This window comes from Paractinoplanes deccanensis, from assembly GCF_016862115.1.
Taxonomy (GTDB): Bacteria; Actinomycetota; Actinomycetes; order Mycobacteriales; family Micromonosporaceae; genus Actinoplanes; species Actinoplanes deccanensis.
On sequence record NZ_BOMI01000057.1, the window covers coordinates 49,117 to 70,764 of the forward strand.

Sequence of the window (21,648 nt, forward strand, 5' to 3'; positions counted from 1 at the left end):
CGACGTCATCAGATGGCGGTGAGGGTGAGCGTGCCGGTGTAGGTGCCGGCCGCCGTGTCGGTGGGAACGCTGAGCTTCAGTGCGGCGTCGAGCTCGGCGGTGCCGAGTCCCTTGCCCGCCGGCGCCGACGCGAGGACCGCGCTGCCGCCGAGGCCCGTGCCGGGCTGCCCCGCGACGTACGGGACGGCGACCGGCCCGGCCACCACGCCCTGCTGGCCGCCCTGCCGGGTGACGGCCGGCGTCCAGCCCAGGTAGCCGCCCGCGAAGGCCGTGCCGTCGTCGCCCTTGAAGCCGTCGGGCACCTGCCCGGACGCCGTCCAGCCCGGCTTGGCCCGCCGGGTGTCGGTGACGGTGACCGGCCGCAGGGCGCCGGAGGTCTCCCACCGGTCGCCGGAGGCGGACAGCGTGGCGGCCGGCAGCGCGACGGACCGGTCCTCGGGGTCGACGCTGAGCACGAGGGCGCCCTCGGCCGCGCTGATCGTCGCCGTGACCGACTTGGTGGCGCTGCTGCCCTCGGGCGGGAACGCCACCCAGAGCGTGACGAGCTCGCTGGTCGCCGCCACGGTCTCGCCGTCGTAGAGCTTGACGAGGTAGTCGGTGCCGTTGAGCGCGCGGGTGGCGGTGAAGCTGTAGGACGCGCCGGTCTCGCCCTCGATCGGCGCGTAGTCGTCGCCGCCGGGCTTCCTGCTGAACCACTGGTACTTCGTCAGCGCGCCCTGCGGCGTCTGCACGGCCTGCAGCGTGACGGTGTCGCCGGCCTGGTATTCGTCGGCCATGCCGGACACCGCGAGGCTGAGCCCCTGACGGTCGCCGACGACGAACCGGTAGTCGACCGGGCCGGTGCTCACCGCCGCGCCGTTGGTGAGCGTGGCGTCCGCCTGGAACTTCAGGGTGTACGCGCCCGGCTGTGAGAACACCCAGCCGGCGTGCGCGTGGGTGTGCACGGGCACGTCGAGCCGGTCGGGCAGGCCGTCGGTGCTGCGGAACTTGATGGCTGGCGTACCGAGGGAGTTGGTGTCGAACAGCGTCACGTCGCCGGGGCCGTCGGCGCCGACGAGGCTGATGGTGACCTTGTCGCCGGCGAAGACGCCGGAGCTGAGCTTGGTGGTGTTCCAGCCCGGCCAGAGCAGGGCGGGGTCCTGGACCTGCGGCAGCATCCAGATCTTGCTGCCCGGCTCGCCGAGGAAGGCGAAGGACGGCAGGTCGGGCACGGTGGTCTCGGCGGCCGGCAGCACCTGGAACGTGACGTCGGCCGGGTCGCGCACCACCGACGGGCTCACCGTGTCGTCGTTGACCTTCAGCCTCAGCGCGCCGTCCTCGTAGTGCACGTCGACGGCGTCGGTGTGGCCCTTGGACAGCACCACCGCCTCGGCCGCCAGCGCCGGCGGGGCGCCGAAGAGCGTGGCGGCCGCCAGGCATCCGGCGGCCGCGACCGCGACCCGTACGCGGGGTCTCTTCACGCATCGTCTCCTTTCGGTCCATACATGAAAACGGGTCTCGTTTTCAACGCGGGGACCGTAACATGGACGATGCTGTTATTGGAAACGGTTTTCATTGTATGGTGACGCCCATGGCAAAGAGCACCGACATCCGGCCCGTCATCAAGCTGCGCAGCACCGCGGGCACGGGCTACACCTACGTGACCCGCAAGAACCGGCGCACCAACCCGGACCGCCTCGTCCTGCGCAAGTACGACCCGATCGCCCGCCGCCACGTCGACTTCCGCGAGGACCGCTAATCTCCTATCGGCTATATATGTGTTATAGGTCTCTTGGCGGGGTCAAACCGGGTGCGGCGTCCTTACGATCAGCGCCGTCCCACCCGCACCGCCCCGCCAAGAAGGAACCGTGGTCGTCGACATCCCGCTCGCTCCGGCGCGGCATCCCCTGCGCAGGCTGCTCGCCGATCGCTGGGCGGTGGCGGGCGGCGCCACCATCCTGGTCCTCCTGCTCGTCGCCGTCGCCGCGCCGCTGCTGTCCTCGGTGGAGGGTCACGACCCCTACACGTACGACCTGAGCGCGCTCGACGACTCCGGCAAGCCGCTGGGCCGGGGCGGCGGCATCAGCGGGGACCACTGGTTCGGCGTCGAGCCGATGACCGGGCGCGACCTGTTCGCCATCGTGGTGCACGGCGCGCGCACGTCCCTGCTCGTCGGTGTCGGGGCGACCCTCATCGCCGTCGCGATCGGCGTGCTCGTGGGGGTCACGGCCGGCTACTTCGGCGGCTGGTTCGACCGCGTGCTGAGCCGGATCACCGACGTCCTCCTCGGTTTTCCGTGGCTGGTCTTCGTCATCGCGCTCGGGGCGATCGCGCCTGCCCGCTTCCCCAAGCAGCTGCTGCTGGTCCTGGTGATCGGCCTCTTCGGCTGGCCGGGCATCGCCCGCGTGGTCCGTGGCCAGACCATGGCCCTGAAACAGCGGACCTTCGTGGTCGCCTCCGCCGCGCTCGGCGCGGGCACGGGCCATCAGCTCCGCCGCCACTATCTGCCGAACCTGATGTCGACCATCATCGTCTACGCCACCATGACGATCCCGGGGATGATCGGCTCGGAGGCCGCCCTGTCGTTCCTCGGCGTCGGGGTGCCGCCGCCCACGCCGGCCTGGGGCCGCACCATCGGCGAGGCGATCGCCTGGGTGCAGACCGATCCGATGTTCCTGGTCTTCCCCGGCGCCGCGCTCTTCCTGGTGACGCTCGCCTTCAACCTGTTCGGCGACGGTCTGCGTGACGCGCTCGACCCGAGGACGGCCAAGCGATGAGGACCCTGCGCTTCGCCGGCTTCCGCCTGCTCGGCATGGCGAGCACCCTGCTGGTGATCAGCTTCCTCACGTACGCCGTCTTCTACGTGCTGCCGGCCGACCCGGCGCGGCTGTCCTGCGGCCGTCCGTGCACCCCGGAGCGGCTCGCCGAGGCGAGCGCCTTCATGGGCTACGACAAGCCCTGGCTGCAGCAGTATCTCGACTTTCTCGGCGGCATCTTCACCGGCCGGCACTTCGGCGCCGGCCAGGCCGCCGTCGACTGTGCCGCGCCCTGCTTCGGCTACTCGTTCCGGCTCAACGAGCCGGTCACCCAGCTCATCGGGGAGCGGGCACCGGTGACCTTCTCGATCGCCGTCGGCGCGGCCGTGCTGTGGCTGCTGCTCGGCGTCTCGTCCGGCGTCGCCGCCGCCGTCAAGCGTGGCACCCTGCTCGACCGGTCGGCGATGGTGTTCTCGACCATCGGGGTCTCCTCGCCGGCCTACCTGGTGGGCCTGCTCGGCATCCTGCTCTTCGGCTTCACGCTCGACATGGTGCCGGTCGGCGGCTACGTCCCGCTCACCGAGAGCCCGGTCGACTGGCTCTGGCACCTCGTCCTGCCGTGGTGCGTGCTCGCTCTGATCAACGCGGCCCTCTACGCCCGGCTCACCCGAGGCCAGATGATCGAGGTGCTGGGCGAGGACTACATCCGGACGGCCCGGGCCAAGGGACTGCGCGAGCGCCGCGTGATCGGCCGGCACGGGCTGCGCAACGTGCTCATCCCGGTCGTCACCGTCTTCGGCCTCGACCTGGGGCTGCTGCTGGGCGGCGCGATCATCACCGAGCGCGTGTTCAGCATGCAGGGCCTCGGCGCGCTGCTCATCGAGGCGGTCGGCACCGTCGACCTACCGGTGATCGTCGGCATGACGCTGTTCGCCGCCTTCCTCGTCATCGTCGCCAACTTCGCCGTCGACCTCGTCTACGGCGTCCTCGACCCGCGAGTCTCGCGGTAGTGAAAGGAAATCCCCCCAGTGATCAGAAGAACGGCCGCTGTGGCGCTGACGGCGCTGCTCACCCTCGCGGCCTGCGGCGCCAACTCGGCGGACGACAAGAAGGAGAGCGAGGGCTCGGCGAAGGGTGGCAAGCTGACCATCCTGACCGCCCAGACCGACATCAACTTCGATCCGGCGAAGAGCCAGAACCTCGCCATCACCACGCTCGGCCTGGTGCTGCGCCGCCTGACCACGTGGGACGTGCAGCCGGGCAAGCCCGCCCAGGTGGTGCCCGACCTCGCCACCGACACCGGCACGAGCAGCGACGGCGGCAAGACCTGGACCTACACGCTCAAGGACGGCCTGAGCTACGCCGACGGCTCGCCGATCACCAGTAAGGACATCAAGTACGGCGTCGAGCGCTCGTTCGCGCCCGAGCTGTCCGGCGGCCTCGGCTACCACAAGGGCCTGCTCGCCGGCGGCGACAAGTACAAGGGCCCGTACACCGGCGGGGAGCTCTCGTCGATCGAGACGCCGGACGACAAGACGATCGTCTTCCACCTCGACGCCGCGTACGGCGACTGGCCCTGGATCGTCTCGATGCCCGCCTTCACGCCGGTGCCCAAGGCCAAGGACGACCCGAAGACGTACACCCAGAAGCCGGTGGCGTCCGGCCCGTACGAGATCGAGACGTACCAGCAGGGCTCCGCGGTGACCCTCAAGCGCAACCCCAAGTGGGACGCGAAGACCGACACCGTGCGCACCGCGGGCCCCGACCAGATCGTCTTCCAGCTCGGCCAGGACACCACCGTCGCCGCGCAGCGGCTGATCGCCGACGCCGGCGACGACAGGAACGCCTTCGGCGCGGGCTTCGTGCCCCCGGCCCAGCTCGTGCAGGTGCAGTCGAACCCGTCGGCCAAGCAGCGGCTGGTCACCTCGGACGCCGGCGCGCTGGCCTACCTGGCCCTCAACACCCAGCGCGGCCCGCTCAAGGACGTCAAGGTGCGCCAGGCCGTCGAGTACGCGGTCGACAAGAAGGCGTTCCAGGTGGCGTCGGGCGGCGCGACCGGCGGCGACATCGCCACCACGCTGATCACCCCGGGCATCGCCGGCCGTCAGGACTACGACCTCTACCCGGCCGGCCCGTCCGGCGACGTCGCCAAGGCGAAGCAGCTGCTCGCCGAGGCCGGCCGGACGAGCCTCGACTTGACGCTGCTGTCGGAGAACGACTCGGACAGCCTCGCCAAGGCCCAGGCCATCCAGCAGGGCCTCCAGCGGGCCGGCATCAAGGTGACCATCAAGCCGGCCGAGGAGTCCACGGTCACCGACACCATCACCGGCGACAAGGGCGACTACGACCTGACCGTCAGCAGCTGGCAGCCGGACTTCCCGAGCGCGAACGGCAACATCCAGCCGCTGTTCCAGTCGAGCGAGATCGGCGGCGGTGGCTACAACATCTCCCGCTACTCGCAGCCCGAGGTGGACAAGCTCATCGAGCAGGCGCTCGCCGAGACCGACGCCACCAAGGCGCAGGCGCTCTGGGCGCAGGCCGACAAGCGCATCCTCACCGACGCGCCGGTCGTGCCGCTCATCTACACGAAGAACTCGTTCCTGCACGGGTCCGGTGTGCAGAACTTCTTCGTGGCGGCCTTCCCGGCGTACCCCAACTACCTGAAGGTCTCGCTGAAGCAGTGACACTCCTGTCAGTGGAGGACCTCTCCATCGCGTTCGAGGCCGAGGCGACCCGCGGTGTGGCTTTCGAGCTGCGCCGCGGGCGCGTCCTGGCCCTCGTGGGCGAGTCCGGCTCGGGCAAGAGCGTCTCCGCCATGTCGATCCTGGGCCTGCTGCCGGGCACCGCCCGGGTGAGCGGCAGCATCACCTTCGAGGGCGAGCAGCTCGTCGGTGCCGACCCCGAGCGGCTGCGCGAGCTGCGCGGCGGGCGGATCGGCACGGTGTTCCAGGAGCCGATGACGGCGTTCAACCCGGTCTTCACCGTCGGCAACCAGATCGCCGAGGCGCTCCGTACGCACGACAAGCCCGCCAGCCGGCAGCGCGTGCACGACCTGCTCGGCCTCGTCGGGCTCGACGACCCGCGGCGCGTGGCCCGCTCGTACCCCCATCAGCTCTCCGGTGGCCAGCTCCAGCGCGCCATGATCGCGATGGCGATCAGCTGTGACCCCGTGCTGCTCATCGCCGACGAGCCGACCACCGCGCTCGACGTGACCGCGCAGGCCGGGATCCTCGCCCTGCTGCGTGACCTGCGCGAGCGGCTCGGCATGGCGATCCTGTTGATCACCCACGACATGGGGGTGGTGGCCGGTCTCGCCGACGACGTCGTGGTGCTCGAGAAGGGCGTGGTGGTGGAGCGCGCGCCCGCCGGCCGGCTCTTCGCCGCTCCCGAGGACGGCTACACGCGGGCGCTGCTGGACGCTGTGCCCCGGCTGGGATCGGCCACCCGCGAGGCGATCGAGCCTTCCGGGGACACGCTCGTGCTGACCGACGTCGTCGTCGAGTACTCCGGGCGGTTCCGCGCGGTGGACGGCGTCTCGCTGACCGTCGGCGCGGGCGAGATCCTGGGCCTGGTCGGCGAGTCCGGGTCGGGAAAGTCCACGATCGGCCGGGCCGTGGCCGGTCTCGTGCCGGTGACCGCGGGCACCGCGCTGGTCGGTGGCGCGGACATCGGCCGGGCGGCCCGGCACCCGTGGCGCCGCGCGGCCCAGCTGCGGCGCATCCGGTCGGGCATCGGCATCGTCTTCCAGGATCCGGCGTCCTCGCTCAACCCGCGGGTCACCGTGGCCGACAGCATCGCCGAGCCGTTGGTGCTCCATCGTGACCTGGACGCCGCCGCGCGCGGCCGCCGGGTGGCCGAGCTCCTCGACGCGGTGCGGCTTCCCACGGCGTTGCGCGATCGCTACCCGTACGAGATGTCAGGGGGTCAACGGCAGCGGGTCGCGATCGCGCGTGCGCTGGCGCTGAACCCGCCCCTGCTGATCGCGGACGAGCCCACCAGCGCGCTGGACGTGTCGGTGCAGGCGCGCGTGCTGGAGCTGCTGCGGTCGTTGCAGGACGAGTTCGGCTTCGCCTGCCTGTTCATCAGCCACGACCTGGCCGTGGTCGAGCGGCTGGCGCACCGGGTGGCCGTGATGCACCGCGGCACGATCGTCGAGCAGGGCCCCGCGCCGGACGTGCTGCGCGCGCCGGAACACCCGTACACCCGGCGCCTGCTCGCGTCGGTGCTCGTGCCGGACCCGGCCCACCGGGGCTGATCGTCCGCGGCGGGCCGGGCCGTTCGTCAGTGCTGGTGGAGCAGGCTGTGCGTCCGGCTGATCTGCGCCCACGACTTCGGGGCGGCCGGGGCTGTGCGGGCGAGCGTGGTCGCGACCACCGGCTTGGACGGGGTGGAGAGCCACGCCTCGAACAGGGCGCCGAGGTCCTCGCCGGAGATCTTCTCGGCCAGGCCGGTGAACTGCTCGGTGGTGGCGTTGCCGTAGCGGTGCTCGGCGGCCCAGGCGCGCAGGATCTCGAAGAAGTCGTCGTCGCCCACCGCCAGGCGCAGCTGGTGAAGCGTCATCGCGCCGCGGTCGTAGACGGCGTCGCCGAAGAGCTGGGCCACCCCGGGATCGGCCGGCGCGGTCGTCCAGATCGGAGCGTCGGGCGGAGAGGTCGCGTACAGGTAGTCGAAGATCTCCTGGGCGGTGCCCTCGTCGTTCCTCTCCGACCACAGCCACTCGGCGTAGGTCGCGAAGCCCTCGTTGAGCCAGATGTGCCGCCAGTCGGCCACCGAGACCGAGTCGCCGAACCACTGGTGGGCGTTCTCGTGCACGACCACCGAGGTGTTGGAGCCGCGGGTGAAGAAGCGGGTCGAGTAGTTCGGCCGGGTCTGGTTCTCGAGCGCGCAGCAGAGCGTGTCGGGCGGGGCGACGACGCCGCCGCGTGCCTCGAAGGGGTACGGGCCGAAGAGCGTGGTCTCCCAGTCGGTGATCTCCGCGGTGCGCTCCACGCTGGCCTGCGCCGCCTCGCGCAGCTCCTGGGTCATCAGCCGCGAGTACGCGTTGTAGACGGGCCGGCCGCTCGCGGTCGTGTCGGTCGTGACGTCGTACTGCCCGACGGTCATGAACGTCAGGTAGGCTGCCTGCGGCTTGAGCGAGCGCCAGCTCCAGCGGGTGTAGCCCAGCGTCTCCCGCACCGGCGGGCGGGGCATGACCCCGTTGCTGATCGCCTCGACGCCGTCGGGCACCGAGATCGAGACGTCGAAGGTGGCCTTGTCGGTCGGGTGGTCGTTGCTCGGGTACCACCACCAGGCGATCTCCGGCTCGCCGATGGCCATGGCGCCGTCGGGCGTGCGGATCCAGGCGGTGAAGCCGGCCGCCACCTTGGTGGACGGCACGCCCGAGTACCGCACCACGATCGTCATGGCGCCGCCGTCGCTCACCGGCCGGGCCGGGGTGACGACCAGCTCGTGATCGCCCTGCCGGGCGAAGGTGGCCGGGCGGTTGTTCACCAGCACCGACGACACGTCGAGCACGAAGTCGAGGTTGAAGCGGCTCAGGTCCTGCTCGGCGGTCGCCAGGATCGTGGTGGTGCCGGTGAGCAGGTCGGTCGCGGGGGTGTAGCGCAGGCGGACGTCGTAGTGGGACACGTCGTACCCGCTGTTGCCGTAGTCCGGGAAGTAGCTGTCGCCCACACCGGGGCCGCCGGGCGCGGGCGCGGCATGCGCGGCCACCCCCGTACCGGCGAGGGTCAACGCTGTGGCGGTCAGCGCCACGAGCAGTCGTCGCACGGGACTTCCTTCCGTCGGCGGAAAGAGACCCGGCGAAGTATCGAAAGACGTCGAAAGATCGCCGCCCCGTCGGCGGCTACCGGCGGAGGCCGGCGAGACGGCGGCGGAAGCGCTCGGCCGTCGTGTCGCGGCCGATCTCGACGCTGACCCGCAGACCCTCGCGCAGGGCGGCGGCCGCCTCCTCCTCGCGGCCCGCGGCCAGCTGGGCGTCCGCGAGGCCGTCCAGGTTGCGCAGGACGAACTGCCACAGGTTGGCTTCGCGGGACAGCCTCAGGCCGCGCTCGTGCACCTCGACGGCGGTGCGCCAGTCGCCGAGGGCGGTGTGGTCGAGCCCGATCGAATAGAGGACGTCGGGTACGAGCGACGCCGCCGCCTCGGGGCTCAGCCGGTCGTAGCTCGCCAGCAGCCGTTCGTGCCGCTCCAGCGCCTCGGCGGGCCGGCCGCGCAGCCGGTCCAGGTCGCCGAGGGTGGCCAGCGCGGTGCCGGCGCCCTCCAGGTCACCGGCCCGCTCGAAGAGGATCCAGGCGCGCTCGGCCACGTCCGCGGCGTCGTCGTACTCCTTGCCGGCGAAGTGGATGTCGCTCAGCATGCGCAGCGCCCACGCCTGCTGCACCGGATCGCCGGCCTCCTCGGCGACGGCGAGCGCCTGCCGGGCGTACCCACCGGCGATGTCGAACCGGCGCCCGATCGCCGCCGCCGCCCACGAGAGGTGGTTGAGCTGGGTGGCCTCGGCGACGCGGTCACCGACGGCGGCGGCGCTTTCCCGGGCGAGGTTGAAGACCTCCTCCCACCGGGTCCAGTCGGTCCAGCGCTCGGAGAACCAGTGCATCGCGTCGGCCGCGCCGATGACCTCGCGGTGCCGGCCCGCCGCCGCGGCCAGGCGCAGCGCGCCCACCCAGTTGTCGCCCTCGGCCTTGAGCCACTCCTCCGCGGCGGCGGCGCCGGCGAACTGCCCGCCGCCCTGCGCGCCGGGCTCGAACCAGTTGCCGGCGGCGGTGGCGGTGGCGACCAGCCACGCCGCCATCGGGCCCTCCTCGGCACGGTCCGCCGGGCTCAGCCGCTCGCGGGCGAAGAGCCGGAGCAGGTCGTGGAAGCGGTAACGCAGGTCGGCCGACGACTGGAGCAGGGCCAGGTCGAGCAGCTCGTCGAGGGCGTCCTCGGTCTCCTCCTCCGGCAGGCCGGCGAGCACGGTGGCGAGCTCGATGCCCGCGTCCGCGCCGGGCACCAGGGCGAGCCGGCGAAAGACGGTCGCCGCCTCGGCGGACAGCTGCCGGTACGACAGCTCGAAGGCACCCGCCACACCGCGGTCGCTCTCCCCGGCGAGCCTGCCGGCCAGGTCCTCCAGGTCCCACTCGGGCCGGCTCAGCAGCCGGTTCGCGGCGATCCGCAGCGCGAGGGGCAGATGGCCGCACAGCTCGGCGACGCGCGGCACCGCCTCGCCGGCCCGGTCGCCCACAATCTCGCGGAGCAGGGTGGCGGACTCGGCCTCGGTCAGCGTGTCCAGGTGGACGCGGCGGACCCGCTCCAGCCCGGCGAGCACCCGCCGGCTCGTGACGAGGGTGAGCGCGGCCGCGTCGTCGTGCAGCAGCGGGCGCACCTGAGGCTCGCCGGCCGCGTTGTCGAGCACGATCAGGGCCGGCTTCTCGCGTACGACCGACCGGTACAGCTCCTCCCGGTCCGCCGGCTCGGCCGGGATCTCGCCGGGGGCCGTGCCGAACGCCTGGAGCAGCTGCCCGAGCGCATCGGCGGCGCTCGGCGGGCTCTCGTCCAGGCCGCGCAGGTCGACGAGGAACGTCCCGGCCGGATAACGACCGGCGAGCCGCCGGGCGGCCTGCGCCGCGAACGTGGTCTTGCCGACTCCCGGCGCGCCGGTGACCACGACGACCGGACCGCCCGGCCGCTCGACGGCGGCCAGCTCGGCGGCCCGGCCCACGAAGTCGCCGGCCACCCGTCCGCCCAGGTCGTCGCCCGCCGCCGGCGCGGCGATCTCGACACCGAGCGCGCCCGCGAGCAGGGCCAGGGTCCGCGCCTGCGGCCGCCGGCTGCGCCCGCGCTCGATGTCGCCGATGCCGCGCACGCTCACGCCCGAGCGCTCGGCCAGCTCCTCGACGCTCAGCCCCGCCGCGTGCCGGGCCCTGCGCAGGCGCTGCCCCAGCGGCTCGCGGTCGGCCACCTCAGCGCCAGCTGTGCTGCGGCTCGTACCCGAGGACGCGGCGCGCCTTGTCGATGGAGAGCAGGGTCTCGTGCTCGCCGAGCTCCTTGGTCACGGGCACGCCCGGATAGACCTCGGCCGCGAGGCTCGCCGACGACCGGCTCATCACCGTGTCCGCGTTCGCGATGATGAAGACCTCGACGCCCGGATTGTCGTAGGCGAGGGCCTTGCGCACGGCCTGCGCGCCGTCGCGGGCGTCGATGTAGCCCCACAGGTTCCACTTGCGCAGCCGGGGGTCGTGGTCGAAGGAGGGGAACTGCTCGTAGTCCGCCGGCTCCATGACGTTCGAGAACCGCAGCCCGATCATCTTGAGCGTGGGATCCCACCGGCAGAACTCCGCCGCCATGGTCTCCTCGAGGTGCTTGGCCAGCGCGTACCGCGACTCGGGGCGGGCCGGGTATTCCTCGTCGAGCGGAATGTACGGGGGCGGGGTGTCGAACGGGATGCCGAGCAGCGTCTCGCTGGACGCCCACACCACGTTGGTGATCCGGGCCGCCTTCGCCGCCGCGAACACGTTGTAGGTGGCGGTGATGTTGTTGTGGAACGTGGCGGCGTTGCCGGTGATCCCGGGAGCCGGGATGGCCGCGAGATGCACGACGGCGTCGATCCGGTCGTACCGGTCGTCGATCGCGGTGAGCGCCTCGACCGTCTGCCCGTAATCGGTGAGATCGATCCGAATGTCCGGCCGCTCCGCCGCCGCATCCAGATTGATCACCTCGTGACCGTGCTCCCGCAGATCGGCGACTACGGCCCGGCCCAGCTTGCCCGTGCCCCCGGTGACGGCGATCCGCATCTGGCCTCCCCTAGAACGACATGCCAGCCGTCAAGATAGCCCGCGGCCCGCGCCGCCGTTCCCGCAGCCTCTGCCGGGTCCCCGCCGAGCTCGAGCAGGCGACGACCCGGCAGCCCCGCACCGTCAGACGGGCTGGCCGATCGGGCGGATCGTCACCGTGTTGAGGTCGACGCCGTCCGGCCGGCCGAGCGCGAAGCCGATCGCCTCGGCCACCGCGTCCGGGCTCATCGCGATGGGCGGGGCCTGGCCGTGCCAGAACGCGGTGTCGATCATGCCGGGGTTCACCACCGTGACCCCGACGCCGCGGGTCGTGGCGTGCAGGCGGAGGTTCTCGGCGAAGCCGACCACCGCCCACTTCGTGGCGGAATAGAGGTTGCCGGGGCTGTTCTTGATGCCGGCCACGCTGCCGAGCAGCACCAGCCGGCCGTGGGACCGCTCGAGGTGGGGCAGGGCCGCCTCGGCCAGCAGGGCCGGGCCGAGCACGTTGGTGAGCACCATCGGTGCCCACAGCCGCGGGTCGCCACCGTCGAGGACGCCGGGACTGCCCGGCCGGAAGTGATCCGGCGACGCGCCGCCCGCGTTCGCGACCGCCGCGTCGAGCGACCCGAAGCGCTCCACCGTGCTGGTGACCGCCGCGTTCGTGGCGTCCCAGTCGGCGGCGTCCGCCACCAGGCCCAGGACGCGGTCCGTGTGGCCGGTCTCGTCGAGGAAGGCCGCGAGGCGGCCGGGGTCGCGCCCGGTGACGGCGACCCGGTGGCCGCGCCCGAGCAGGAGCCGAGCGGTCGCGGCGCCGATCCCGCTCGTGCCGCCGGTGATCAGGACCGTCTTGAGTGAGGTGTTCATGGCGTTCACTCTGTGACGCGGCGCGGGCCCGCGACAGATGCTCCGGAAGGTGGGGACGGCATCCCCTGGCAGCGGCGGCACCACCCGGGGAAGCTGTACGTATGCCGAACACGAGGTACTCCGAGCTCGGTGGCTTCCTGCGCTCGCGACGCGAGCGGATCCGCCCCGAGGAGGTCGGGCTCGCGCCCGGCCCGCGGCGCCGCGTCCCGGGCCTGCGCCGCGACGAGGTCGCCGTCCTGGCCGGCGCCTCGGTGGAGTACTACACCGAGCTCGAGCGCGGTGCCGGCTCGCAGCCCTCCGACCAGATGCTCGCCGCGCTCGCCCGCGCCCTGCGCCTGAGCCACGACGAGCGCGACCATCTGTACCGGCTGGCGAACCGCCCGATCCCGCAGCGGGGCGGGACGGCGTCACACGTCCACCCCGCGATGCTCGACCTGCTGACCCGCATCGACGGCACCCCGGCGATGGTGAGCACCGACCTGCACACCGTCCTGGTGCAGAACCCGCTCGCCGTCGCGATGCTCGGCGACCTGTGCGCGCACCGCGGCCGCGCGGCGAGCTTCCTCTACCGGTGGTTCACCGACCCGGCCTCGCGGCAGATCTACCCGCGGGAGGACCTGGCCCCGCAGTCACGCTCGTTCGTCGCCGACCTGCGCGCGGCGGTCGGGCGGCGCAGCCCGGGCGACGCCGAGGCGGCCGAGCTGGTGGACGAGCTGCTGCGGGAGTCGCCGGAGTTCCGGTCGCTCTGGGCCGGCCAGGAGGTGGAGGTGCGCCGGGACGAGCGCAAGCGGATCCTGCACCCCACCGTCGGCCTGCTCGACCTGCACACCCTGAGCCTGTTCAGCGAGGACGGCCGGCAGCGGTTGCTCTGGTTCACCCCGCGTGCCGGCACCGACACCGCCGAGAAGCTCGCCCTGCTGACCGTCGTGGGCACCGAGGCGATGCCGACCGTTGCCGGCTAAGGCGTGTTTCAGAAATGGTTGCCGGTGAAGGTCACGGCGTGGCGGTGATCGATGACTGACGAGGCCTCCGGCAGATGATTCAGCGACCAAGCTAGAACTTCATACTGGAGACCTCGTGGCCACCTTAGACCGTGTGTCGTTAGGGGTTGTTGCTCGTCAGCAGGTTGAGGCGATCGGCGCGGCGGTAGCAGATCAGAGCGCAGGCCAGGCGCGGGAATCCGAGGAAGTGGGAAGCCTTGCGTTCGTAGCGGCGGGCCAGGCGGCGGAACCGGGTGGTCCATTCCAGACCGCAGTTCATCCCGGTCCTGCGCCGTATCAGGGTGACTCGCCTCGGGATCGGACGGCCCCGCACCAGCCCCCGCGTTCGACAAGGAGCTCTACCGGCTACGCCACGCCGTTGAGAACGGCATCGCCCGACTCAAGCGCTACCGCGGCGTCGCCACCCGATACGACTCGCCGTCCGTTACCAAGCCGTCCTGACCATCACCATCATCGGCGAGTGGCTCTGACCAGGTCATGAAACACGCCTTAGGTCAGCGCTCGTCTCGGTGGGGGCCGGTGGCCCAACTGCGGAACTGGTGAATGGCCTCGCCGAGGTTGAGGGGTCCGCAGGCGGCCTCGAACCGCTCGTCGGCCACCCGGGCGATGAACCAGTCGTGCTCGCCGCGGTGCACCTCACGCCTCGCGAACGGGCGGCCTTCCAGGGCGGTGTCGCGCAGGTCCACTCGCAGGGACCAGCCCGGGTTGTCGAGCGTGTCGATCGACACGCCGTACTCGTGTTCCCACTCTCCGTCGCACTGGGTGGCGTACCAGCCTTGGAGCCAGGTGAGCGCGTCAGGCGTCGGCGGGTCGAGGTCGGCCATCGGGTCATGATGCCGGGCCTGCCGGCCGGGCCCTGGGTGGGGCTCGGCCGGCAGGGCGCCGGACCGCTCAGTGCGTGGCGGAGACCGCCACGTCGAAGACGTGCATGATGCCCTTGTCGGTGGACTCGGGCAGGATCACGGCGTCGACGGTCTTCGTGGTGTCGAGGGTGGCGGGGGTGGTGGCGAAGACGCGGAAGGTGCCCGTGCCCGCCGTGCCGTTGGCGTTGTTGCGGCCGTTCAGGGTGATCAGGGCCGTGGGGTCGGCCGCGGCCCAGTCGGCGAACGTGACGGGGACCTGCTGGGTCGTCCTGTCCGTGTAGACGACGGTCGCCGTGCCGGTGGCCGGGCCGTTGGTGGACAGGCCGAGGAACGACACGGCGGTGGCCGGGCGGTTCGGCAGGTCGACGCGCTGGCCGTGCGGGATCCAGTTGTCGGGGGTGCCGGGCTCGGCGGTGGGCCAGGTGAAGGCGATCCCGGTGTCACTAAGCGGCAGCGACGCGCCGGGAGTGGCGCCCGCGGCGGCCAGGGCCTCGCGGGAGAACGACCAGTCGCTCAGGTCCATCGAGCCGAGGTTGCCCTTGCCGTCGGGGGTGGTGCCCACGTTGTTGCGGGCGTCGGACCCCTGGGTGTACGAGGGCGGCACGTCCTTGGCCGCCGTGCCCCACGTGCCCGGCGTGGCCGCCATCGTGAAGTCGAGCCGGCCGCCGGTGCGCACGAAGCGGGCGTCCAGCCAGTTCGCCGTCGTGCGGGCGCCGTTGACGCGCAGCGCCGACACGTACCGCTTGCCGTCCCGCACGCCGGGAGCGGTGATCCGGATGCCGCCGAGGACGTCGCCGACCGGGTCGATGGTGATGCTGCTGTACATCGGGGCGCTGATCACCAGGTCGCCGGTGCCGTAGATCGCCGGGTAGACGCCGAGGTTCGCGAAGACGTACCAGGCGCTCAGTGAACCCTGGTCGTCGTTGCCGGGCAGGCCCGACGGCGTCGTGTCGTACATCTCCGCGACCGCGCGGTAGAGCGCGTCCGTGCCCTTGGCGGGCGCCTGCAACCAGTTGTAGACCCACGGGGTGTTGAAGGCCGGCTGGTTCGACAGGTAGTTGCCGGTCTGGGTGTACGCCCCGGCGTCCAGCTGGGCCATCAGCGTGTCGAGCTGGGCGGTGGCCGCCGCGACGCCGCCCCGCTTGGCGATCAGCGTGCCGAGGTTGTGCGGGACCAGCCAGCCGTACTGGTAGCCGGTCGACTGGTTGAACTGGCCGCGGCCGGCACCGTCCTCGCGCACCCGCAGGTCGAAGGTGCGGTCGAAACCGGTGCGCTCGCGCGGGCGGATGTGCTGGGTGACCGGGTCGAAGACGTTCATCCAGTTCTGCGCGCGGGCCATGAAGAACGCCTCGTCCCGGTCGGACCCGAGGCGGCCGGCGAGCTGGGCGACGGCGAAGTCGTCGATCGCGTACTCCAGGACGCGGGACGTCGCGAAGTCGCCCTTCCGGTTCTCGATCATGCCGGTCGCGAAGTACTGGTAGGCGTCCGAGCGCGAGGTCGAGACCGCGGGCAGCTTCTGGGTGGCGACCATCGACGCGAGCGCCGCCCGGCGGTCGTAGCCGGTGATGCCCATGTCGTCGAGCGTCGCCAGGATGACCTGGTAGTTGTCGCCCTGCATGCGCGCGTTGCCGGGCGCCCACGAGCCGCGCTGCTTCACCATGTCGACGATCGACTGTGCCATGTCGTTCGCGACCTTCGGGAAGGTCAGCGCGATCAGCTGCGCCTGGCTGCGGTACATGTCCCAGCCCGAGCCGGCGAAGTTGAGGTTCGCGTAGAAGTGCCGGCCCCGCTGCACGAGGTGCACCTGGTTGTCGTACCCCAGGTATTGGCCGTTGACGTCGTCCCGCACGTTGGGGTGCAGCAGCGAGTGGTAGAGCGCGGTGTAGAACGCGGTTCGCCGCGCATCGGTGCCACCGGCGATGTCGATCGTGCCGAGGGCCTGCTTCCACTGTGACGCCGCGCGGGCGCGTACGGCCTCGAAGCGGGTCTTGCCCACCTCTTTGTCGCGGTTGGCGGCGGCGTTGGCCACGCTGACATAGCTGAAGCCGGTCTTGGCGGTGACCTTCGCGCCGTCGGCGAAGGTGATCCAGGCGCCGGTGTCGTGCCGGTAGTCCACGCTCGTGTCGGTGGTGCTCTTGATCGCGTGGGTGGAGCCGGCGGTCATCTCGGCGTCGTTCCAGGTGCCGTAGGAGGCGAACGGCTGGTCGTACGTGGTGGAGAAGTACGCCTTGTAGTAGTTGCCGACGTCGCACACGTCGACGCCGTACATCCAGCCGCTGACGGTGCGCGTGGCCGGGTCGATGGTGACCTCGCTGCCGAACGAGCGGTTGTTCTGCCCCGACACGTCGAGCAGGAGCGTCGCCTTGCCCGGGAACGCGAACCGGCTCACCGCGGTGCGCGTGCTCGCGGTCAGCTCGGTGGTGACGCCGTTGTCGAGGGCCACCTTGTAGTAGCCGGGGTCCTCCACCTCGTTCGCGTGGCTGAAGCTCAGGTAGTACGGCTTCACGTCCACCGACGGGTTCGTGGGGATCCTGCCGTCGACGAGATCACCCGCGTACGGGATGGTGGGGAACTCGTAGCCGCCGTAGCGCCCCGTGCAGCCCGTGCCCGAGTAGCGTGTCATGCCGAAGCCGCGGATCAGGCCCGCCGTGTACTCGTAGCCGCCCTTCTCGCCGACCAGCGCGTTGCCGGCCTTGTAGGTGGTCGGGCTCGGCTGCACCATGCCGAACGGCACCGCGGCGCCCGGGAACGTGTTGCCGTACGCGTCGTTGCTCTTGTTCTGCGTCGTGTCCATCTCGGTGCCGATGAACTGGTTCACCGCGTCGAACGGCGACAGTTCCCGGTGCGCCTGCGCGGGCGCCGCGAGCACAGCGGTCGACAGGAGCGGCGCCAGCGCGAAGGCCAGATACCGTTTGCGCATTCGTGTTCCTTCTCGTGGGGTATCGATCAACTACGAAGCATCGCTTCCGCAGAGGACCCCCACATGACCGGAAACCCGACTAAAGATCAACATCAAGTCGAACGGCTTGTGCACCCAGCAGGTCGTCGACGCCCACCCGCACCGAGTCGAACCGGCCGCCCTCGGGCAGCGCGGCCTCCGCCTTCTCCCGGTCCCGCGCCGCGCCCTCCGGGTCCCCGCCGATCAGCAGCGCGAGCGCCCGCAGGTCCCACAGGTCGTGGTCGGCCACCGGCTGGCGCAGCCAGCAGTCGCCGAAGTCGCCGACGGCCTGCTCGGCGTAGTGCCGGGCGGTCTCCGGCTCGCCGCGGTGCGCGGCCACGACCGCCAGGCGAACCCGCGCCACCATGGACAGCGCCGGTTCCAGGCGCATCGCGGCCTCGTAGCCCTTGACGGCCTCGTCCAGGCTGCCGCCCTCGCTGCCGGCCACCACCTTGCGCAACTCGACGTCGGCCGCGCCGAGCGAGAGCCGCCCGTCGTCGCGGCACGCGGACATCGCCTTGCGGTAGGTCTCGGCCGCGGTGGCGAAATCGCCCTGCCACACGTACGCCCGCCCGAGCCCGTCCCACGCGCCGGCCGCCGCCTCGTCGCGCACGAGGGCCTCCCGGTACGCCTTCACCGCCTCGCCGTAGGCGGCCTGCGCCAGGTAGATCGAGCCGAGGGTGACCAGCGGAGAGGCCAGTTTCGGCTGGCGCTCGTGAGCCTCCTGGGCGGCCTCCAGGGCCTGCGCGTGCCGTCCCTCGGCCAGCGCGACCCGCGCCAGGCCGTCGAGCGCGTAGGCAACCGCGGCCGCGTCGTCACCGGCCTGGTCCAGGGTCATGTGGAAGTGCCGGGCGGCCTCGGAGTAGTCGCGCAACCGCTCGTAGGCGTCGCCGATGCTGTTGCGGGCGTAGGTGGCCCGCTCGTCGATGCGGAGCGCCCTCTCGTTCTCGGCGATCGAGGCCGCGTAGTCTCCGCGGGCCGCCAGGACGTCGGCGATGCCGTGCGGGGCGTACGCGTCCGCGGGGTTGATCTTCAATGCGGCCTCGTGCATCTTGCGCGCCAGGTCGAGGTCGCCGAGGGCCAGGAGCGCCTTGCCGATGCCGTCGAGCGCGTACGAGTTGTCCGGATCCCTGCTCAGCGCCCGCTCGTGCGCGTGCAAGGACTCCTGGAACATGCGCGCCCGGCGGTAGGCGTCACCGAGCTGGTTCCACCCCCACGGCTCCATCGGGTTCTCCTCGGCCGCCTGCCACAGGCTCTCGCGCTCCAGCTCGCCGCCGTCGTCGAGGATCCGGGCCGCCCGGGCGCGACCGTCCCAGGCCACCGCGTCACGCGGGTTGGACCGCACGGCCTTGTCGAAGGCGTCGAGTGCCTCGTCGGCGCTGTGCCGGTCGAGGTGCAACTCGCCGAGGTTGCGCCACACGTACGCGGCGCAGTTGTCGATGTGCAACGCCCTCTCCAGGACCTCGCGCGCCCGGTCCAGGTCACCCTGCCGGCGGTACGTGTCACCGAGACTGCTCAACGTGTACGGGTCGTCCGGGCGCAACTCGAGCGCCCGCTCGTGCGAGCCGACCGCCTCGCGGTACCGCCCCAGCGCCGCCTGCACCTCGCCGAGACCGTTCCAGGCCTGGGCGAAGCTCCCGTCGTGGCGCAGCGCCTCGTTGTAGTGGTCGAAAGCCTTCTGATAGCGGCCCCGGCGCGCCTCCAGGTTGCCCAGTCCGCACCGCGCGTGCGCGGACGTCGCGTCGATCAGCAGCGCTCGGCCGTACGCCCGCTCCGCGTCGTCCCACCGATGCTGCTGGAGGTAGGCGTTGCCGAGCCCGGTGTGCGGCGCCGGCGAGACCTTGCGCTCGGCGGCCTTGCCGTACGCCTCGATCGCCTTGACGTAGTCGGCCAGCTCCACATAGGTGTTGCCCAGCCAGTTCCACGGCGCGAACGCGCACTCCTCGCGGGACGGACGGTCCCACAGCTCGGACGGCCGCAGCTGGGTGGCGAGCCGCAGCATCTCCTCGGCCTCGGCGAACCGCCGCTGCTCGAAACAGAGCATGCCGACGGCGTTGCAGATGATCGCGTCCAGCGGATCCGAGCGGCGCGCGCGCAGCAGCAGCGCTTGCGCCGAGCCGAGGTCGCGTGCCTGGAGGCAGCAGACGCCGAGGTTGTAGACCAGCCCGCGCACGTCGGGCTGCCGCTCGTCGGCGGGCGGGATCCGGCCGGCCTCGTCGACCGCCGCCCGAAGGCTCTCGGGCTCGTCGTGCCGCTGGAAGTCGTGGTAGTGCTCCAGGGCGCGGGTGAGGTGTGCGAAGCCGGCGTTGCTGAGGCCCTTGTCGCCCGGCGTGAGCTCGTAGGCGATGTGGCTGGCGGCCGCCGCGACCAGCTTGTTGTAGCTCTGCCACGCGTCGTCCCACGGCTCGGTCAGGGTGAACTCGTGCGGCGTGGCCTTGCGCGACCGGCGCACGTGCACGGTCAGCGTCAGCGTGTCGTCGCGGCGGTAGAGCCGCCCGATGATCGCCGGTCCGGATCTCGGCAGGGGCCAGAGCTGCTTCACGGCGAGCAGCATCGACCCGAGCGGCAGGCTCGCGCCCGCGACGTCGACGGTGCCGATGGCGGCCACCGCGTCGGCGCGCCCGCTCGGCGCCAGCGGGGTGCGGACGCTGGGCGCCATGGTCTCGCGCCGGCTCAGCACGGCCGGTTGCAGGCTCACCGACCGGGCGGCGGCCCGGTGTTCCGGCGGCCGGGCCCCGGCCGCGTGCACGGCCTCGATCCGCTGGAGCTCGCCCGCGATCGACTGGGCCAGCGGTGCGCCGTCGAGCTGCTGGTCGCCGGTGGCGTTCTCGAAGGCCATGCCCATCGGCTGGGACATCCAGACGATCAGCCCGGCGGCCAGGAACAGCAGCAGCAGGATGCCGCCGAACTGGAGCAGCGCGAGAGCGGCGTCGCGGAACTGGCGCAGGCCGTCGCGGCGCCCCTCGTCGGTGAGGACGACGAGGACGGTGAGCAGGCCGGCGCCCGCGAGCAGCGCCACCATGGTGCGAACCAGGAGCCGCCCGCGCCGGGTCCAGCGAAGCGTGTCCCGATGCAGGGTCACCACGGCCGCAGCTTAGTGAGGGCGGCCACACCTGCCGCAGCGTTGTGGCCTCGATCCGACATCGGCGAGCCGGCGCATCCGAGTCGAACGACTCGTGCCGCGCCGGTCCGCCGGGAGCGATCATGGCGGCATGGAGAAGATCATGGCCGCCAACCGGGCCTATCTGAGCCGATGGGGCGCCGAGACCGGGGACCGGCCGCTCACCTATCGGAGCGGGGTGCCGCACCCGACGCTCAACGGCGTGATCCGGGTGTGCGGCCTCACGGCAGCGGAGGCGTACGAGAAGGCTCGCCCCCGCCTCGCCGGCGTCCCGTGGGTCTGGTGGGCCGGGCCGGACAGTGACCCGGGCATCGCGGACGGCCTGGTCGCGCTGGGTGCCCGCGAGCTCGGGCGGCTGCCGATCATGGCGGTGGAGACGTCCGAGGTGGCCCCGCCGGGGTTGCCGGTGGAGGAGGCGGCCGATCCGGCGGAGTTCGTCGCCGCGTACGCCAAGGTCTCGGGCATCCCCGAGGAGGGAGTCGCCGCTGCGGTCGAGCGGGAGAGGACGTTCGGTCCGGACGTGGCGCGGCTGGTGCTCCGGCGGGACGGGCGGATCGCCGGGACGGCGGAGGTCTGGTTCAGCCACGGCATCGCGACGCTCTACTTCGTCGGCACGCAGGCGGAGCACCGCCGCCGTGGCATCGGCGCGGCGGTGACCAGGGCGGCTGTGCGGCTCGCCCACGAGCGCGGAGTGCGCACGGTCAGCCTCACCTCGAGCCCGATGGGTGAGCCGCTGTATCGGTCGCTCGGCTTCCGCGCGGTGGGGGAGTATCGCCTGCTGGCGTTCTGAGACACCCGGCGGCCACCGCCACCAGCACGGCCGGGACCACGGCGGCGGCCCAGGTGGCGACGTTCGCCAGCGCCGCCGTCGCCGCCGCGCCCGCCACCAGCGACATCAACGGCACGAGCGCCGGGCCCGCCTTGCGCAGGTCGCCGGCGAGGGCCGTGGCAAGAGCGCCTGTCATGTACGTGGTGGAGGCGCGCAACCGGAGCCCGACCACGCTCTGCCCGCCCATCGCCAGCGCCGCCACCGCCAGCAGCACGCGCCGCGCGCCGGCTCCCGGATCGGCGATCAGGCCACCCGCCAGCACGGCCAGCAACCCCAACTCGGCCAGCAGCGGCACGGTCACCGTGGCCGGCAGCAGACGCCACAACAAGACGCCCAGGCCGTACGCCGTGACGGCGATCGCCACCGGCACGATCCGCGACGGCTCGGCCGTGCCCACGCCGAACCCGAGCGTCACCAGGTTGCCGGTGACGATGCTCGCGAACGCCCCGCCCAGCACGGTCAGCGCCAGCAGATCCGTCGCCCCGGCGGCGGCCGCCAGCGCCACCACTCCGGCTCGTTGCCTCATGGGCCGAGTGGATACCCC

General features: G+C 72.0%; 17 protein-coding genes and 1 pseudogene. 8 read left to right on the top strand and 10 right to left on the bottom strand.

The window, feature by feature from the left end; genetic code table 11:
• Positions 1–8 precede the first annotated feature (8 nt).
• Complete coding sequence (locus Ade02nite_RS15000; protein ID WP_203762498.1) at positions 9–1,460, bottom strand: choice-of-anchor M domain-containing protein; 1,452 nt, start codon at positions 1,458–1,460, stop codon at positions 9–11.
• A 110-nt stretch (positions 1,461–1,570) separates the two neighbouring features.
• On the opposite strand from Ade02nite_RS15000, the gene rpmG reads away from it, so the two are divergent.
• From rpmG to Ade02nite_RS15025, 5 genes are all read left to right on the top strand, one after another.
• A complete protein-coding gene (gene rpmG, locus Ade02nite_RS15005; protein ID WP_203762501.1) occupies positions 1,571–1,738 on the top strand; it encodes a 50S ribosomal protein L33 in 168 nt (55 codons plus the stop codon).
• A 109-nt stretch (positions 1,739–1,847) separates the two neighbouring features.
• Entirely contained in the window at positions 1,848–2,756 is a 909-nt protein-coding gene (locus Ade02nite_RS15010) for an ABC transporter permease (protein WP_239168764.1), read from the top strand.
• On the top strand, positions 2,753–3,745 hold the full coding sequence (locus tag Ade02nite_RS15015; RefSeq protein ID WP_203762504.1) for an ABC transporter permease: 993 nt from the start codon (positions 2,753–2,755) through the stop codon (positions 3,743–3,745). The genes Ade02nite_RS15010 and Ade02nite_RS15015 overlap by 4 nt, the downstream gene beginning before the upstream one ends.
• A gap of 18 nt (positions 3,746–3,763) precedes the next feature.
• The gene (locus Ade02nite_RS15020; protein WP_239168765.1) at positions 3,764–5,419 is read left to right on the top strand and encodes an ABC transporter substrate-binding protein; all 1,656 of its coding nucleotides are present in this window, start codon (positions 3,764–3,766) and stop codon (positions 5,417–5,419) included.
• Positions 5,420–5,430: 11 nt separating this feature from the next.
• Positions 5,431–6,990, top strand: coding sequence for a dipeptide ABC transporter ATP-binding protein (locus tag Ade02nite_RS15025; protein ID WP_239168766.1), 1,560 nt, complete (start codon positions 5,431–5,433; stop codon positions 6,988–6,990).
• A gap of 26 nt (positions 6,991–7,016) precedes the next feature.
• Here Ade02nite_RS15025 and Ade02nite_RS15030 read toward each other — a convergent pair whose 3' ends face one another.
• From Ade02nite_RS15030 to Ade02nite_RS15045, 4 genes are all read right to left on the bottom strand, one after another.
• Positions 7,017–8,504 carry a M1 family metallopeptidase gene (locus Ade02nite_RS15030; RefSeq protein WP_203762510.1) on the bottom strand — a complete coding sequence of 496 codons (1,488 nt, stop codon included), beginning with the start codon at positions 8,502–8,504 and terminating at the stop codon, positions 7,017–7,019.
• Between the two features lie 76 nt (positions 8,505–8,580).
• Positions 8,581–10,677 carry a helix-turn-helix domain-containing protein gene (locus tag Ade02nite_RS15035; RefSeq protein ID WP_203762513.1) on the bottom strand — a complete coding sequence of 699 codons (2,097 nt, stop codon included), beginning with the start codon at positions 10,675–10,677 and terminating at the stop codon, positions 8,581–8,583.
• A gap of 1 nt (position 10,678) precedes the next feature.
• The gene (locus tag Ade02nite_RS15040) at positions 10,679–11,509 is read right to left on the bottom strand and encodes an NAD-dependent epimerase/dehydratase family protein (protein WP_203762516.1); all 831 of its coding nucleotides are present in this window, start codon (positions 11,507–11,509) and stop codon (positions 10,679–10,681) included.
• A 123-nt stretch (positions 11,510–11,632) separates the two neighbouring features.
• Positions 11,633–12,352: an SDR family oxidoreductase gene (locus Ade02nite_RS15045; protein WP_203762519.1), complete on the bottom strand. Its 720-nt coding sequence runs from the start codon at positions 12,350–12,352 to the stop codon at positions 11,633–11,635.
• 101 nt (positions 12,353–12,453) lie between these two features.
• On the opposite strand from Ade02nite_RS15045, the gene Ade02nite_RS15050 reads away from it, so the two are divergent.
• On the top strand, positions 12,454–13,314 hold the full coding sequence (locus Ade02nite_RS15050) for an MmyB family transcriptional regulator (RefSeq protein ID WP_203762522.1): 861 nt from the start codon (positions 12,454–12,456) through the stop codon (positions 13,312–13,314).
• A gap of 139 nt (positions 13,315–13,453) precedes the next feature.
• Here Ade02nite_RS15050 and Ade02nite_RS15055 read toward each other — a convergent pair whose 3' ends face one another.
• Positions 13,454–13,612, bottom strand: coding sequence for a hypothetical protein (locus tag Ade02nite_RS15055; RefSeq protein WP_203762525.1), 159 nt, complete (start codon positions 13,610–13,612; stop codon positions 13,454–13,456).
• A 68-nt stretch (positions 13,613–13,680) separates the two neighbouring features.
• On the opposite strand from Ade02nite_RS15055, the pseudogene Ade02nite_RS50920 reads away from it, so the two are divergent.
• A pseudogene (locus Ade02nite_RS50920) lies at positions 13,681–13,823 on the top strand (IS5 family transposase); the annotation flags it as partial.
• A 24-nt stretch (positions 13,824–13,847) separates the two neighbouring features.
• Here Ade02nite_RS50920 and Ade02nite_RS15065 read toward each other — a convergent pair.
• The 3 genes from Ade02nite_RS15065 to Ade02nite_RS15075 form a co-directional block, all read right to left on the bottom strand.
• Entirely contained in the window at positions 13,848–14,177 is a 330-nt protein-coding gene (locus Ade02nite_RS15065) for an immunity 53 family protein (RefSeq protein ID WP_203762528.1), read from the bottom strand.
• Between the two features lie 67 nt (positions 14,178–14,244).
• Entirely contained in the window at positions 14,245–17,136 is a 2,892-nt protein-coding gene (locus tag Ade02nite_RS15070) for a GH92 family glycosyl hydrolase (RefSeq protein WP_203762531.1), read from the bottom strand.
• Between the two features lie 79 nt (positions 17,137–17,215).
• On the bottom strand, positions 17,216–20,239 hold the full coding sequence (locus Ade02nite_RS15075) for a tetratricopeptide repeat protein (protein WP_203762534.1): 3,024 nt from the start codon (positions 20,237–20,239) through the stop codon (positions 17,216–17,218).
• 127 nt (positions 20,240–20,366) lie between these two features.
• On the opposite strand from Ade02nite_RS15075, the gene Ade02nite_RS15080 reads away from it, so the two are divergent.
• Positions 20,367–21,065 carry a GNAT family N-acetyltransferase gene (locus Ade02nite_RS15080; protein WP_203762537.1) on the top strand — a complete coding sequence of 233 codons (699 nt, stop codon included), beginning with the start codon at positions 20,367–20,369 and terminating at the stop codon, positions 21,063–21,065.
• Here Ade02nite_RS15080 and Ade02nite_RS15085 read toward each other — a convergent pair.
• Complete coding sequence (locus Ade02nite_RS15085; RefSeq protein WP_203762540.1) at positions 20,983–21,630, bottom strand: DUF1275 family protein; 648 nt, start codon at positions 21,628–21,630, stop codon at positions 20,983–20,985. The genes Ade02nite_RS15080 and Ade02nite_RS15085 overlap by 83 nt on opposite strands.
• Positions 21,631–21,648: the final 18 nt, after the last annotated feature.

Excerpts from the sequence above, each read along its gene's own strand:
- Ade02nite_RS15045 (WP_203762519.1), bottom strand. The coding sequence starts at position 12,352 with ATGAACACCTCACTCAAGACGGTCCTGATCACCGGCGGCACGAGCGGG.
- rpmG (WP_203762501.1), top strand. The coding sequence starts at position 1,571 with ATGGCAAAGAGCACCGACATCCGGCCCGTCATCAAGCTGCGCAGCACC.
- Ade02nite_RS15065 (WP_203762528.1), bottom strand. The coding sequence starts at position 14,177 with ATGGCCGACCTCGACCCGCCGACGCCTGACGCGCTCACCTGGCTCCAA.
- Ade02nite_RS15055 (WP_203762525.1), bottom strand. The coding sequence starts at position 13,612 with ATGAACTGCGGTCTGGAATGGACCACCCGGTTCCGCCGCCTGGCCCGC.
- Ade02nite_RS15085 (WP_203762540.1), bottom strand. The coding sequence starts at position 21,630 with ATGAGGCAACGAGCCGGAGTGGTGGCGCTGGCGGCCGCCGCCGGGGCG.
- Ade02nite_RS15040 (WP_203762516.1), bottom strand. The coding sequence starts at position 11,509 with ATGCGGATCGCCGTCACCGGGGGCACGGGCAAGCTGGGCCGGGCCGTA.
- Ade02nite_RS15080 (WP_203762537.1), top strand. The coding sequence starts at position 20,367 with ATGGAGAAGATCATGGCCGCCAACCGGGCCTATCTGAGCCGATGGGGC.
- Ade02nite_RS15070 (WP_203762531.1), bottom strand. The coding sequence starts at position 17,136 with ATGCGCAAACGGTATCTGGCCTTCGCGCTGGCGCCGCTCCTGTCGACC.
- Ade02nite_RS15015 (WP_203762504.1), top strand. The coding sequence starts at position 2,753 with ATGAGGACCCTGCGCTTCGCCGGCTTCCGCCTGCTCGGCATGGCGAGC.
- Ade02nite_RS15050 (WP_203762522.1), top strand. The coding sequence starts at position 12,454 with ATGCCGAACACGAGGTACTCCGAGCTCGGTGGCTTCCTGCGCTCGCGA.